Origin of the sequence: Streptomyces caeruleatus (genome assembly GCF_001514235.1) — a bacterium.
Classification (GTDB): domain Bacteria; phylum Actinomycetota; class Actinomycetes; order Streptomycetales; family Streptomycetaceae; genus Streptomyces; species Streptomyces caeruleatus.
Genome location: NZ_KQ948938.1, coordinates 166,627 through 181,378, shown reverse-complemented (window position 1 = coordinate 181,378; position 14,752 = coordinate 166,627). Strand labels below are relative to the sequence as shown.

Below are 14,752 nucleotides of genomic sequence, written 5' to 3'. Positions count from 1 at the left end.
ATGCACCTTCGTTACTCCGGGGGCGGCGCTCACCAGCGGCTGAACGTCCACACGGTGGTCATGGACAGCGAGTCACCGATCAGCACCCACGTGTGGCGTGACGTGCCGTTCAAGGGTGTGGAGGACGTCGCCAACGACCCGAGCGTCCTCCCCGGGACGGGCCGCAACTGGTACAGGGACACTCTGCTGGAGCCGGCCGACGTGGAGCCCGTCAGCGTTGTGCAGCTGGAACGGCACTTCGGAACGCCCGACGAAGTGCGTGCAGCGGACGACCCTGAGGTACACCCGATGCCCAAGGCGATGTTCCTGCTCGGCACGGAGACGGCCGACCCGGGCGCGGAGCCGCCGCCGTTGGCCAAGCCAGACGGACGTATCACCGATGAGTTCCTGAGCGACCTCGCCGGAACGTACCGGTGGCTCGTCGCGGCCAAGCACTCCGCACCAGCAACGGTCATCGCCGAGCAGACAGGCGCCCCCGTGGCCACAGTGCGCCGGTGGATCTCCAACGCCCGACAGCGCGGCTTCCTGCCTCCGGGACGTCCAGGGCGGGCGGGATGAGCGGCCGGCGCGGTAACGGGGAGTCCTCGGTCTACTTCTCCGAGTCGGACGGGAAGTGGCACGGCTGGGTAACCGTCGGCGTCAAGGCCAACGGCGCCCCCGACCGACGCCACCGCATGGGCTCGGACGAGGCCGTCGTACGCGCGAAGGTGCGCCAGCTGGAGCGCGAGCGCGACGCGGGCAAGACGAAGAAGGCCGGCCGCCCGCCGACCATCGAGCAGTGGCTGACCACATGGATGGACACGGCCTGCGCGCGGAAGGTGGCCGACGGGACCATGAGCCCTCGGACGCTGGACGACTACCGCTCGAAGTGCCGCCTGTACCTGTTCCCCGGGATTGGGAAGCACCGCGTCGACAAGCTCGGCGCCGAGCACCTCGATGCCCTGTACCTCAGCATGATCAAGCAGGGCCTCGCGTCCGGCACCGTGCTGAAGACGCACCGCATCATCGCCCGCGCGCTGAAGGTGGCCATGCAACGGGAGATTGTGACGCGGAACGTCGCCACCCTCGTCGAGCCGCCGCAGGCCGCCGAGGAGGAGATCGAGCCGTTCACCCAGGAGGAGGCCCGCGCCCTGCTTGCCGAGGCAGCCGACCGCCGCAACGGCGCCCGCTGGTCAGTCGCCCTCGCGCTGGGCCTACGGCAGGGTGAGGCGCTCGGGCTGCGCTGGAAGTACATCGACCTGGACAACGGGGTCGCGAAGATCTGGTGGCAGTTGCAGCGGCTGACGTGGCAGCACGGCTGCGAGGACGCGCACGCCTGCGGGGCGAAGCACCACCGGAAGGCGTGCCGGAAGAACTGCACCGTCCACAAGGAGTACAAGCGCGGGTGCCCGAAGCCATGCCCGAAGGACTGCACGGACCACGCGAAGGCGTGCCCGGAGCGTACGGGCGGCGGCCTCGTGTTCCGGGAGCCGAAGGGCAAGAACAAGCGCCTGGCGCCCATCCCGCCACCGCTGGTCCCGCTGCTGAAGGCGCACCGCGCGGAGCAGCTGCGCGAGCGCCTGGCGGCCGGGGAGCTGTGGGAGGAACACGACCTCGTGTTCTGCCAGCCGAACGGGAAGCCGATCGATCCGCGGATGGACTGGGAAGAGTTCAAGGCCATCCTCGAAGCGGCCGGCCTCCGGGACGCGCGGGTGCACGACAACCGGCACACCGCGGGCACGCTGCTGATCGAGGCCGGGGTGAGCCCCCGGGTCGTGATGGAGATCCTCGGTCACAGCTCCATGCGGATGATGACCCGCTACACGCACGTCGCCTCGGTCCTCGCGAACGATGCGGCGAAGCGGATGGGGGACGCGCTGTGGGGCTGAACTTTGTATCGGCGATTGTGGCAATGGCAACTGGCGCTGCAACTAGGCCGAAAGCAGAACAGCGGCTCCCCGAAGGAAACCGCTGGTCACAGGTGGAGCCGCCTTCGGGATTCGAACCCGAGACCTACGCATTACGAGACCGATAGGGATCGTGCCGGGTTGTGATCCGTGGTCGTACCAGATCCCGTTTTCCCAGATCAGAGCACGTGTCGCGGTCCCGCTGTTCGTACCCCGTGTTGCACCGTCCAAAGGCGTCCGCGCTCCCCTTGCGCTCCCCTGGTCGCCGCCGGTGACACTCCACTCCCGGACAGCGACCCCAACTCCCTACCTGCAGCAGGGTTGTCACCATCGGACAATACGAGCAGGGGCTCGGCGCCCTCGCTTCATTTGCTCGTGACGTTGTCCGCCTCGTGCTTGGCGTCCATCGTCGTGGTACGAGGGTTCGGTACCGGGTTCTGGTCCGCGGCCTTCCCCTTTCCGTCCAGTCCTAGGGACTGCTTGATGTTCTCGAAGTCGACGAGCGGAGTGCCGATCCTGGCCACGGTGTGCCCGTGCGATGTCAGCATGGCCTCGGCGAACGGGCTGTCCAGCGTGGCGACGCGGGTCCACAGGCGGACGTCTTCCAAGAGAACAGACTGCACGATCTCGAAGTCGACCAGAAGGTCCGGGATGTCGAGGTACTTGGGCAGAATCCGGTAACGGGCGTTGTTGTCGCGGAACATCTCCAGAGCCGCGTTCCGCTCCTGGCTCCCCTTGACGGGAGATCCGGCCTCGATCCAACGCATGATCAAGGGCGCTTCGCTCAGCGGAACCGCCTTGGCGAGACGCACGTACTCGGCCTTGGCCACACGCTTGCCGACGCCGGGCACGTCCTCGTAGAGGTCGCACGCAGGCGTAAGCACAACCCACCAGCCGCCCTGGGGGTCCTGCAGAAGGTCTGCCGCGGTCACGTGCTTCGTGACCGGTGGCATCAAGTACATCCGGGCGGTCGACGCGTGTCCCATCACGCGGTCCTCGGAGGAACCGAGCGCTGCTCCGAGGGCCTCGACCGCGTTCTCCTTCAGCCAGGCTGCGAGGCGGTGCACGAGGGCAGGGGCGATCTGACTACGGTCGGCAGCCGCGAGCCGGTCCCAGTTCGGGGCGATCTCGTCCCTCAGGAATCCGCGCACGTGCTCGTCCACGAGAGCGGTGATGTGCCGGGTGAGGACCGGGACACCGGATTCAAGGCCATCCCGGATCGCGGTGACGGCGTCGTCCAGCCGGTTCTTGGGGACCACCTGGATGAGGGGCGGCTGGGCCAGGTCGCTCACCTGCTCCGCGAGGCCGGTGCAGAACACGACCGGCACCCAGCGGGTCTTGGCTATCCGGTCGTACAGTTCACGGCCCTGCAGGTTCGGGTGCGCGGGGGAGGCACCACGTGTCGCGTCCCTGACGTCCAGCACGACAAGATCGAACGCCTGGGTTTCCAGAAGGCGTTCAGCTTCGTCAAAATCGTTCTCGACCTGGATGTCGAGCGTTCCGAGGTCCGACAGCTCCTCCCCGAGCATCTCGGACAGTTCCTCCGCGATGTCCACCTCGTCCTCGACGATCAAGACCCGGTACACCGCGCCCCCGTCCGTCACCCAACTCTCCTTCGTAGTCTTGCCCTGAACGTGGCTCCGGCGAGGGGTCCCGGTGTCACCAGGGACAGGTCGCCGTCGTAGAAGTCCTTCACGACGCTGCCGGCGATGCTGAGGCCCAGCCCGATGCCGTCCTCCTTGTCGCTGAAGTACGTATCGAAGATCATCTCTTGGATCTCCTCACGTACTCCGGGGCCGCTGTCGCTCACGTCGATGTCGACCTCGTCCTCGGGCGTCCGCCTCGTCTCGATGAGGATGGTGCGCTCCATCCCCTCGGGCAGGGTGGAGAGCCAGTAGATCGAGTTCCCTACGAGGTTGTGGACCACCTGGGAGATGTCACCGGGGTCGGCCGTCACCGTCACGTCCTCGCCGCTGACGGTGATGGTGATGCCGTGCTTCTCCAGCGTGCCCTCGTGGACCGCGACGGCCTCGTCGATCGCGGCCTGGAGGGACAGAGCGCGGGGGCGACCTCGGCGCCGGCCGCTCAGCGGCTCGACGCGGGCGAAGAGCCGGTCCAGAGCCTGTTCCTGCGCAGTGAGGTCGACGTGCATCTTCGTGAGGGCGGAGGCGAGCTGTTCGTCCTCGTCGCGCTTACGGCCCGCCAGCTTGTTCAGCCGACGGAGGACGTAAGCGATCCTGGTCAGCGCTGTTCGACCGTCGTGCAGTACAACGTCGACCAGCGCTCCCAGAGTCGCGAGGCGTGAGAACTGCGAGAGGATCTCCTGGACCTTCTCGACGCTCTCGTCGATCGTTTCCTGGGCCTCCTCCAGTGCGCGGCTCAACTCGGTGTCGTCCGGGTACTTCGAGTTGACGACATCCCGGACCGACGAGAGGGTGAAGTTCTGGAACAGGCCGTGGCGGTCGCTTCCAGCACCGGAGGGCCCGTCCACCGTGATCGGACCCGGCTCACGGCCCTTCGGACGGCGCAGCCCGTAACGCCAGGTCTCGAGTCGGCTCACGGCCTGGGTCAGGACACCCTTCAGGTCCTCGTATTCCGGGGAGTCGATGAGCCCTTCCCGGTGCGACCGGTCCCGAAGCCCGGGGTTACCGTCCGCCGATATGTAGACGAAACCCGCGACCTGGTTGTTGGAGAACCGCATGGTGGGGTTGTTCACGCGGCGGAGGTCGAAGCGCAGCCAGTCGAAGTCGGCCTCGCCGAAAGGCTGCACACGGAAGCCGTCCCGGTAGAGGGTGACACCGCTGTTGTCCTTGATCAGCTTACGGACCTCGGTGATGTTGCGGGCCCCGAGATCGATGTTGAGCATCTCCTTGAGGGACGCCGAGTCGAGGTCCCAGGTACGGAGGTCGAGCTTCAGGGGGCCGCACTTGGGCGCCTTCCCATGTGGTGGGAAGAGGTACTGATTCAGGGTCTCCGACTGCCCGGACGTCAGGTTGGTCATGGTCAGGTCGGCCAGACCGTTGCCGTCGATGGTCCCTATGAGGCGGTAGTGCGGGTGCGCCAGAGCCTCACTGGCACCGACGAAACCGGTGTGATGGTCCAACGGCCCAGTCGGGAAGGAGAGGTAGATCGCGAACTCCGGCTGGTCGTGTACGTCCAGTTCCGCAGGAGGGGCAGGCGGGAGTAGCCGGGACAGGGACCGCTTCAGGCTCTCCACCGACTCGGTCTCCCAGTCCTGCCTAAGCCCTTCGAGCCGGACGAGGGTGCCGTGGGAGCCCATCCAGGCGGCCTGGCTCTCGCTGGTGCGGAAAGCAGCTGTCACCTCGTCGAAGAGCCGTCGCGCTGGACCGTTGTCGGCGAACACCTCGGGAGCGCCCACGTTCCACTGGACCGGCACTTGGTCGAGGTAGGCATTCTCGGCGGCGAAGTCGCTCCAGTCGAGCCGGATGTTCACTTCGGGGCCGCCGGCCCTGCGGCTCGTGATCGCGGTCACGGCGCCGAGGCGGGCCGCAGAGAAACGCCCGATCCCCTTCGCGCCAAGCACACGCCGCCCGAACCGCTCGCTGCGCGGGGCGCGGTGCCGGAACGGTGTGGCGATTTCCATCCAGGCGTCCCGGACGGTCTCGGGGGACATGCCATGCCCGTCGTCCCAGACCTCGATCGAACCGTAGCCCTCTTCCAACGGTCCGGTGAACCTGATCACAACCAGGCTGGCATCAGCGTCGTAGGCGTTCTTGACCAGCTCGGTGAGCGCCACCCGCTCGTTACTGATCAGTTCTTCGCCGAGTGTGCTCATCAGGCGCGCACGGGGACGTAGGAACGCCTGCGTGTTCTCGGAGTCCACGCTCCCCCTCTGGTCGCTTCGTGCCCGCACCCCAGCCCGAGGGGTACCAGCTGCGATCTTAACGGCGGAGAGGGCACTAGAAGCGGTGCTCAGGAGATTTGGGCAGTACGCGCAACGGGGCGGCGGTTTGAGGCAGTTGCAGCCTCATGACAGAGGCGCAGCCTCGTGATCGAACGTGCCTTCTGGTTCGGGGGCTCGTTGAGCAGATGGCGTTCATGGACCTGCCGCCTTCAGAACCGGGCGATCGCGAGGAATGACCGAGACGCGTCCTCTAACATGGGGTGGATCAAGAGGAGAGCACTGCTAAAAGTGGCCAATGGGGCACGCTGAGTGAACAGCGGTGTTCACTGGGCAGGTCACCCGCAGGACCAACGACGCTTTACGGCGGCGGAAACCGGCCGGGAGCCTTGCCTCCGCAGTGTCGTGCGTGATCTCCTGGAGGTCGTTCAGGTCGACAGTACGGAGGAGTGGGTCGTGGCGAAGGAGAAGGGGGCATCAAGCACGTATGGCGTGCCCCTGGAGCGAAGCGACTGCCTCGAACTGGATAAGCACAGGCACCACTGTGAGCCGGATGATTTCAGGAAATGGGTTCAGTCCGGTTACGGAAAAGACAAGCGCCTGGCTGTCGACCTCTTCTCGGGCGCCGGCGGGCTGAGCCTGGGCCTTCAGAGGGCCGGGTGGACCACCGCTGCGGCCGTGGACTTCGACGAGCGGGCCCGCGAGACACATGCAGCGAACTTCCCGGGAATGAGCCTTTGCGTCGACCTCGGGGACGACGACCAGCGAGGCGAATTCGTCCAGCGAATCCTTGACTCCGGCGCCGAGATCGATCTCGTGGCGGGAGGGCCCCCATGCCAGCCGTTCAGTCGTGCCGGACGCAGCAAAATCCGGCACTTGGTCGAGTATCACAACCGTGACCCGCATGATCTCCGAAAGGAACTCTGGCGGGCCTATGTCGACGTGGTGGAGCGGCTCCTTCCACGTGCCGTCCTCATGGAGAACGTCCCTGACATGGGGCTCGGCGATGATTTCAGCGTGATCCGCATCATCGAGGCAAGGCTGGAGAGTCTCGGGTACGTGACCCAGGTGCGCCTCGTCGATGCGTGGAACTACCGCGTGCCGCAGCACAGGAAGCGCCTGATCCTGCTCGCGCGGAGAGACGGAGGCGGCTTCCCGTGGGGTAAGCCGAAGAAACAGACCTCCCTTCGGGATGCCATCGGCGACCTTCCTGCGCTCAACCCGGAGCCTTTGCAAGCGGTGGGCGCCCGAGTCGGCGACTACGACGAACAGCAGGAGCCGAAACCGTCTTCCTTCGCCAAGGAGATGCACAAAGGAGCGGATAAGGGCGTAATTCATGACCACATGACGCGGCGGGTTCGTAAAGACGACTTCAAAATCTTCACAGTTATGGATTCCAAAACTCGCTACTCCGAGCTTGACGAGAAGCTGGAAGACGACGAGAAGGAATTCCAGAGGTACGACGCGCAGCAGTTCACTGACAAGTACAAGAAGCTGGACTGGAACGAGTTGAGCCGCACGATCACTGCGCACATCGCCAAGGATGGTTACTGGTACATCCATCCTGAAGAGCCGCGTACGCTGACCGTGCGTGAAGCTGCGAGGATCCAGACCTTCCCGGACCGCTTTCGGTTCGCAGGTACGCGGAGCGACGCCTTCCGGCAGATCGGCAACGCGGTTCCCCCGCTGCTGGGCGAAGCCGCAGCCCGGGTTCTTCTGCCGCAGGATGTTCCCGCGGGGGACGAGGCCGCGGACAAGTGGCCGAAGGTGCGTGAGGAACTGACCCGCTGGGCCAAGGAGCAGCGCGCGGGTGAACAGTGGTACCAGTTCCCCGGCGGCCGGAAGCTGAAGCCACTCGGGGCTCTCGTGATGGCAGTGCTCTCGGGAAGCAGGCTGCACCCGAAGCAGCTCTCCAACGTGATGGAGGGTGTCGCCGGGCTCAAGGAACTGACCCGGGAGCTATACCTCGCCCTCGTGAACGCGGCGCCTACAGCGGCAGTCCGCAAGCGTTTGGAAGACCGACTCGGTCCGGTTGTCGACAGGCCCGAGGTCTGGGTGGACGCGGATTCGGTCCTTGATCACAGCAAGTTGATGGGGCTCAAGCCGGCTGAGCTCGCGTTGTTCAGGCTGCTGGCCGGCGGCGACATCATGCTGGTCAGCCAGAGTGCGTTGCGGGTGGCTGCGAGGGTGCAGCAGAACGAGTGGCATCTGACCAACCGACTGACCGAGGGGCGGCTCAACCTCATCAAGCTTCTCGGCGCCGGCCGTGATGCACCCGTACGCATGGCCGCCATCAGGTTCATCGGCGACAACCTGTGTCGGGACAAGCAGCCTGTTTGCGGAAGCTGCCCGCTGAGCGACTACTGTCCGACCCGTCCGCAGGAGGACGAGGGAACCGAGGCCACCTTCGACGTTGCCCTGACCGCAGGCTGACAGACTGCCTCCGGGAGAACAGGGACGCTGTGGTGTGTGGCCTCGGCGATGCGCTGGGCGGCCCGCCCGGCGTCAGCCCTTACCTCGCACTCCCAGATGCGCACCACGGTCCATCCGGCGTCTGTTGCCGCTTGGGTGTTCCTGGCGTCCCTCTCCACGTTGGCCGTGATCTTGGCCTCCCAGCGCGAGGCGTTCGGCCCGCGGAAGTGCCGTGTGCCGTGGGAGGGGCAGCCGTGCCAGAAGCAGCCGTCGACGAAGACCGCGACGGAGTGCCGGGGCAGTACGAAGTCGGCCGTACAGCGAGGGGCGACCTTACGGTGCAGTCGAAAGCGGAGCCCGAGGGCCTGGACTGCGCTCCTGAGGGTCTTTTCTGGTGCTGTGTCCCGTATGCGGCGACCTCGGAGCTGCGCACTCCAGGGCGTGCTCACCCATCCTTCGTCTGTGCTCACGAGGCCATGCTTTCACCTTGGGCGGCCACGCCTCTGGGCGTGCTCCGGATGGCAGACTGACCCGGGTGATCCGAGAACCCGCAGAACTCGACGTCGACGAGGCAGGCCGTGTGGAGCTCCCGCTCGGGATCCTCGCCGAAGCAGGCATCAGCCCGGGTACCAGGTTGCTGGTATTCAGTGACGGGGACGGGCGCATCGTGCTGAGGCGGGCAGAAGACGCGATCGGCGACCTGTTGGGCAAGGGAACCCTGTAGCGGCGGGCCGAGTCCTCCGGGTCTCTCGCGCTCACGCCGTCTCGTGGTCGAGGCCGACCGACGCGGGTTGGAAACCATGCCGCAGGGCCTCTTCGTAGACCTCCATCGCCTGCCGGGCCTGGGCCCCGGTAACCCGTCGTCCCTGGGACAGACGCTGCGCGACACGATCGGCGAGCTGCCTGTCTACGGCGCGCAGGACCCGGCCTTCACGGGCCCAGTCCGCGAGAGCCTGCCACTCCTCACCGGGGATGTCCTCGACGGCGGCTTCGGCCTCGTCGGACTCGGTGCTCTCAGGGGAGGCGATCTCGAAGGGCTCGGCTGTGAGTTCGGCGGCCAAGGCGTCGGGGATCGTCCACGGGATGCGGGACACCTCGTCCCAGCAGTCGGGCTTCTTCGCCCACTCCGACACGTGCCGGTCGCCGGAGATCACCGTCTCCATGATCAGGGGAGTGAGCTCGTCGAGGGCGTCCTGCAGGGCACCCGTGGTGCCCTGCTCGTTCCAGATCCTGTCGAGGTCGATCCGCTTCCCGGCAGCGAGTGAGAGCCGGGCGACCGTGTAGGTCGTGATCAGTCGCTTGTGGCTGCCGGCCGAGTGCGTTCGGGCGATGCGGTCGGCGGCCTGGAAGAGGAGGGCGGTGGCGATGGCGCGCTTGCAGTACTGCACGTCCACTACGGGGTCGGACTTCTCGATCCGCTCCATGAAATGGGCGAAGTTCTTCTGTGCGCCGCGGCTCACCCAGTACGGGAGCTGTTCCCAGGAGTGCACGAAGGTGGCCAGGTCGGACTTGCTGAACCGCTGCCGTGTAGGCGTGATCAGCTTGAACTTGCGCTGGGCGGCGCGGGTCTCGTGCTCGGCGGACTTGTCGGTGTACTGGCCCCGCGCCCGCTCGTAGAACCATCGCGTCTCCTGACCGCTGCCGTCGGTTGCAGGAGCCCACAGACTGCGGGAGACACGCTCGAACGCGACGTGGAACTCGTGGTTCGAGCTGAAGTCGACCAGCGTCACCTTGTTCTGGGTGTTGGAGTACTGGGAGATCTTCGGAACGATCTCGGAAAGGTAGGCGGGGTCGACGATCGTGAGCTTCATCTGCACGTGGACCCCGTCCAGGTCCCGCTTGTCACGGGTCAGGACGTGGTGCAGCGAGGCGGTGGTCTGGCCGCCGTTGACGATCTGGAGGCCGGTCATGCTCCTGATGGCAACGGGGCTGCCGGCCTCGTCCGTCTCGAAGTCCACGTCCGAGGCGGTGGCGGTCACTCCGTTGTTGTAGGCGAGGAACTTGCCCGGGGCGTTCAGCAGGGTGTCACGGATGCCCTTGTTCACGGCACCGCGGGTCTGGAGAAAGGACCGGACGTTGAGTTCGAGCAGCCGCGTCCGGTGCTCCTTGTACAGCTCGGCCAGCTGCCGACCGGGAATCACGGCCAGGACGACCGAGTAGTTCGGCTCGTCGCTGTTAGCCGCCAGGCAGGGAAGAGGACGCTCGAAGGTCACCTTGATGGGCTCGCCGATACTCCCGGAGGTCTCGTGCCTGTGGAGCCGCGCGAGATCCCAGAGCTCGTAGGTGACGGGGATTCCCTCGAACTCCGTGGGCTCCGGGGCGCTCGTCGTGCTGACCCTGTTGCTGAGGAGGAAGAGCCGGATCTTCGGAACGTCCGACAACGCCTTCTCCACACCGACGCACATGTCGTGCACGTCGGTGTTGTCCTCCTGGTTGGGGCGGATGGCCCCGTGCTTGCCCAGGAACGCGAACAGCCGGCGGAAGAGCCTGTCGGACTCGGCCTTGGTCAGCTTGCTGCTCGACGGGGTCAGGTTGAAGTCCGTTGTGTAGAGGTCGAGACTGGACCCGTCCTCGGGCAGACCGTAGCCGTAGATCTCCAGTCCCCGGGAGGAGTGGTAGGCGAGTGCCGCGTCGGTGACGACCCCGGCCTCCTCAAGGATGTCGAGTACGTGCTGGGTGAACGTGTTCGGGATCGAGCCGCCCTCGGCGTCCGCCAGCGCCTGGATGTCGGTCACCAGCGCGCGGGAGTACTCGTGGAGGTCGTGCTCAGCCATGGGTTCCTCGGATCATGTCGACCAGTGCTTCGGCGGTAACGCTGTGGGTGGCCAGCGCCGACACGTCGATGGTGTAGGTGCAGTTGCCGACTCCGGGCGGCAGTTCGGCCTCGACGATGCGGGGGAAGCCCTCCCCGACCGTCCAGAACTCGCTACGCCGCAGGGTGTAGCGATCGTGCTCGTAGAGATCCCGTTGGTTCGGCAGGTAGCCGGCCTGGATCAGCAGGCTCTCGAAGCGCTGGGAGACGGACGGTGAGGTCAGACGGGCCCGTATCTCGTCCACCAAGGCGTTCAGACTCATGCCGAGCCCCCTCTGCCGGTCGTCGAGGACGACGTGGGCCAGTGCGAGGGGCGTCGAGTCAGCCGTGTCCAGCTGCCGCTCGCTTGCGATCTGGACCGTCCGGGGAGAGCGGGCCGTGGTCGCCTTCACCTCGACCGCGGCACCGGGCAGCTGGAAGTCCTGGTTCGTCTGTCTCGGTCCGGTCCAGGAGGTGACGGCGGTGTGCTGGTCGAAAGTCGGCAGCACGTACTCAAGGAGGAAGTGGAGTTCGCCGAAGAGGCCACACCGGGCCTGCCGGGACAAGCCCTCGCGCGACACGGAGCGCAGCAGCTGCTGCCATCGGACGTAGCGGCGAACCGCGGCCTCCGCCGCCGTCTCCGTGGTCGGCGCATCCCGCACCACTTCAGCGATGTCGGAGACGAGCGGGGTGAACACCTCCGTGAGTTCGTCGTCGGTGAGCATGACCTGGAGCTCGTAGTGGTTGCCGGACACCGACGACAGGTTCAGCTGCAGGCCACGGGTGGCCGGCAGTTCGTGGATCTCCTTGCGTACGGTGTCGGCGGTCCTGGCGTCCGTGCCGAGCAGCAGCATCCGTCGGAGGGCGGGGTGCGTCACCGACACCTGGATGTCGTGCGGGGAGTCGGGGTGGAGCCGCCGGGTGGACCTGCCCGGGGTCTGCTGGTGAGCCTCCAGCTCCTGCCACACACTCTCGTCGATCACTCTTCGTCCTCGAAGTCGTCGAACTCCATGTCCTGCTTGAACCAGATGTCGTTCACCACGTACTCGGTCTTCAACTGCTGGCCGGAGAACGGGAAGCTGATGGCAAACCCGACCAGCGGAGCGACCGGCTCGGGGTTCCCCGACGACTTGGCCACCTCGGCAGGGCTGAGGGGATACAGCAGAAGCAACGGCTGGTCAGCGCGACGCTGGTGACGCAGGGGCCGACCGCGGGGGGTGTCGGGATCGAGCGGTTCGCCCTTCCTGTTGAGCTTGCCCTTCGCGGCTTCCTGTGTGGCCTTCAGCGCACGGTCGTACTGTTCAGGGGTCAGGTCGCAGAGCTCGTCGGCGGGGCTCAGCACGCGCTTGATCGTGTAGCGGCCGGGGACGACCTCCGAGGACTTGGAGTGGCTGCGCGTGATGAGGCCGACGGAATGGCCCGCAATATCGGCCGGCGCTCCCTCGGGCAGCCGGCTGGCCAGACGGACTGTCCAGTTGCCCAGCTCACCATGCTTGGCGCACTGGCGTACGTACTCCGCGATGAACGCCGGCCGCACCCGCTGGGCCTGCCGGTCGGTGAGATAGGAGTCGAGGAAACCCTCGGTGACGTCCGAGGGCGCGACGCCGCTCCAGGTGATGCTCCCGCTCCGCTCGTCCACCTCCCCCGCGGAGTGCGCGTCGAGGCGCGCGACGAACGATGCGAGGGTCTCGTGGTTGTTACGAACTGCCCTCTCCGAGAGGTCGAAGATGGTCGTCTCGGGAAGCTCGCCGGAGTAGCTGAGGCGGACACGCGTGCCCTGCCTCATCTTGTTGGAGGCCGTGATGCCGAGGCCGAGCGACGAGGTCCTGACCTTGAGACCGTACTCGCGGGGGGTGAGTCCCACGGCGGACATCTCCTCGACGTCGCGCCGGAGTTCGTCGGTGGCCGCAGTGATCTCCGCGTACTGGCGCTGCAGCGTACGTGTCGTGTACAGGCGGCACAGGTCCTCGTAGCCAGGACGGTAGCCGAACCAACGGCCCATCTGCAGAAGGGTGTCGTACGTCTTGGAGGCACGCAGGTAGTAGCTAACCGACAGCCCTTCGAGCGTCAGACCGCGGGAGAGCTTCTCGCCACCTACGGCGATGACCGACAAGCCGGTCTCCCGGCGCTCGTAGTACTGGAGGGCGTCCTTCGCGGCACCGTTGACAGCCATGACGGTGATCTTCCCGAGGGAGGCGTGGAGATGCGGTTCGACATCCTCCCAGTCGAGCCTGCCCCCCGTCATGTCCTCGGTACAGGGGACGAAGTCCTCGTCCCAGAGCTCCCGCAGCTCTTCTTCGAGTTCTTCGCGGGCACTGCTGAACCGGTCCTGGAGGACATCGAATAGCAGACGCACATGGGCATCGATCTGGTCGCGGACCTGCTGCTGTACGGCGGTGAAGCGGGTCACGTGCACCAGCATGGAGTTGTGCACGGCGACCTGCCCCCGTGCTCGACGTGCCGCGCAGGTCAGGACGAAGGACCGGACGGCACGCTGCAGCGACTCGGGCAGGAAGTCGGGAACCTGGTGGTAGGACTTGTGCTTGTCCGGCACCCAGAGGTCCGTGTCCTTGATGTGCCTTGTGAGCGGCAGCGGATCGATGTCCTCCTCGTCTCCGTCGGTCTGTAGACCGAAGACCCGCTCGGGACCGAGGTAGTTGGACGGCGCACGCAGGGTGCGGATGAAGCTCTCCGGGAAGAGATCCGGGCCCAGCTCGTCGTGGTCCGTGTCGGGATTGATGTAGATGTTCGCGAAGGGGGTCGCCGTGTAGCCGACGTAGGACGCCTTCGTGAAGCTGTTGACCAACCGCCTGATGGCCTTGTTGATCGCCGACGGGTTGGTGTCGGGGTCCTTGGAGGTGTTCACCCCGGCGTTGTCGGCCTCGTCGTCGATCACGAACAAGGGGAGATCGGGGACGACCATCCGTCCGGTCTCCGGGTCCTCCACGCCGTGGTTGTCGATCACCCAGTCACGCAGGTTGTCGATGATCCGACGGTTCTTCTTGACGACGAGAACGACCGGAACACTGCCCACCGGGACGTTCGCGGAGACCGCCGTCTTCCGGGCGAAGTCCCCTTTTTCGTGGCTGGTGGTGAGCGATGCAGCCTTCAGGCGCTTGCCGTGTGACATCGCACCGACACCGATATGACGATGCGCGTCATCGTCCGAGCGGAACTGGTACTGGGTGTCGAATCCGAGGAGTCCTTCGTCGATACGGAGCTGTGTCTGGCTGCGCAGGTCGTTGTGGATCCCGGCGAACACCACGATGAGTCGGTAGCCGGCGTCGGCTGCCTTCGCAGCGAGCCCGATGAACTGCCCTGTCTTGCCGGACTGGACCTGTCCGATCACGAGCCCGGTCCGGCGCCAGGCGCCTTCTCGCTGGGGGTCTTCCAGCTCTCCGAGAACGTCGTCGGTGCTCTGGTCGAGTCGGCGCACGACCTGCATCGGGAGCTTGGAGACGCTCAGGAGGTAGCGCCGGTAGCGGTCCCAGAAGTCCCACTTCCGGTCGGCCTTCGCGTCGGCGAGCCAGGCCACGTGGCCTTCGTCGTTCTTCATCGCGGAGGAATCAGCCTGGAACACGGAGGCCCGTGCCTCTAGCACCTTCCGCACCTGGTCCCGGTCCACGGTGATCCCCTGGGCAGCGAGGATGCTGACCGCGGTGTTCACGGCGAAGTCGACCTCGGCCGGCGTCGCCTGCCGGTCGCCGGGCAGGAGCAGTACCGCTGTCTGCTCGGCCTTTTCGAGACTGTCCTCGGGGGTGGTGCTCACTGCGACCTCCTGCGGCCGGGTCGGTTGAGAGT

10 protein-coding genes are annotated in these 14,752 nt (G+C 66.2%); 4 read left to right on the top strand and 6 right to left on the bottom strand.

All coding sequences use genetic code 11. From position 1 onward, the window contains the following. Both AQJ67_RS35930 and AQJ67_RS35925 read left to right on the top strand, forming a co-directional pair. A complete protein-coding gene (locus AQJ67_RS35930) occupies window positions 1-558 on the top strand; it encodes a hypothetical protein (protein ID WP_062723657.1) in 558 nt (185 codons plus the stop codon). Next, window positions 555-1,868 (top strand): tyrosine-type recombinase/integrase, encoded by a 1,314-nt coding sequence (locus AQJ67_RS35925; protein ID WP_208615099.1) that lies wholly within the window; start codon window positions 555-557, stop codon window positions 1,866-1,868. Before AQJ67_RS35930 ends, AQJ67_RS35925 begins: the two co-directional genes overlap by 4 nt. Before the next feature lie 383 nt (window positions 1,869-2,251). On the opposite strand, the gene AQJ67_RS35920 is transcribed toward AQJ67_RS35925, so the two are convergent. Continuing rightward, window positions 2,252-3,490 (bottom strand): DNA-binding transcriptional response regulator, encoded by a 1,239-nt coding sequence (locus tag AQJ67_RS35920; RefSeq protein WP_062723656.1) that lies wholly within the window; start codon window positions 3,488-3,490, stop codon window positions 2,252-2,254. Continuing rightward, window positions 3,487-5,682: a sensor histidine kinase gene (locus AQJ67_RS35915; protein WP_244190697.1), complete on the bottom strand. Its 2,196-nt coding sequence runs from the start codon at window positions 5,680-5,682 to the stop codon at window positions 3,487-3,489. The genes AQJ67_RS35920 and AQJ67_RS35915 overlap by 4 nt, the downstream gene beginning before the upstream one ends. A 522-nt stretch (window positions 5,683-6,204) precedes the next feature. Between AQJ67_RS35915 and AQJ67_RS35910 the strand changes: the two genes are divergently transcribed. Next, window positions 6,205-8,181: a DNA cytosine methyltransferase gene (locus AQJ67_RS35910; protein WP_062723704.1), complete on the top strand. Its 1,977-nt coding sequence runs from the start codon at window positions 6,205-6,207 to the stop codon at window positions 8,179-8,181. Here the strand turns inward: AQJ67_RS35910 and AQJ67_RS46050 are convergent. Continuing rightward, window positions 8,109-8,609, bottom strand: a complete 501-nt coding sequence (locus AQJ67_RS46050; RefSeq protein ID WP_244190704.1) for a very short patch repair endonuclease — start codon at window positions 8,607-8,609, stop codon at window positions 8,109-8,111. The genes AQJ67_RS35910 and AQJ67_RS46050 overlap by 73 nt on opposite strands. A gap of 86 nt (window positions 8,610-8,695) precedes the next feature. On the opposite strand from AQJ67_RS46050, the gene AQJ67_RS35905 reads away from it, so the two are divergent. Then, entirely contained in the window at window positions 8,696-8,884 is a 189-nt protein-coding gene (locus AQJ67_RS35905) for an AbrB/MazE/SpoVT family DNA-binding domain-containing protein (protein ID WP_062723654.1), read from the top strand. Window positions 8,885-8,915: 31 nt separating this feature from the next. Here the strand turns inward: AQJ67_RS35905 and AQJ67_RS35900 are convergent, their stop codons facing one another. Genes AQJ67_RS35900 through AQJ67_RS35890 form a run of 3 tightly spaced genes read right to left on the bottom strand, consistent with a single transcriptional unit; the run spans window position 8,916 to window position 14,720 of the window. Beyond that, window positions 8,916-10,934 (bottom strand): AIPR family protein, encoded by a 2,019-nt coding sequence (locus tag AQJ67_RS35900; protein WP_062723653.1) that lies wholly within the window; start codon window positions 10,932-10,934, stop codon window positions 8,916-8,918. Beyond that, window positions 10,927-11,934: a PD-(D/E)XK motif protein gene (locus AQJ67_RS35895; RefSeq protein WP_062723652.1), complete on the bottom strand. Its 1,008-nt coding sequence runs from the start codon at window positions 11,932-11,934 to the stop codon at window positions 10,927-10,929. Before AQJ67_RS35895 ends, AQJ67_RS35900 begins: the two co-directional genes overlap by 8 nt. Next, on the bottom strand, window positions 11,931-14,720 hold the full coding sequence (locus AQJ67_RS35890) for a Z1 domain-containing protein (RefSeq protein WP_062723651.1): 2,790 nt from the start codon (window positions 14,718-14,720) through the stop codon (window positions 11,931-11,933). The genes AQJ67_RS35895 and AQJ67_RS35890 overlap by 4 nt, the downstream gene beginning before the upstream one ends. Between the last annotated feature and the right edge of the window lie 32 nt (window positions 14,721-14,752).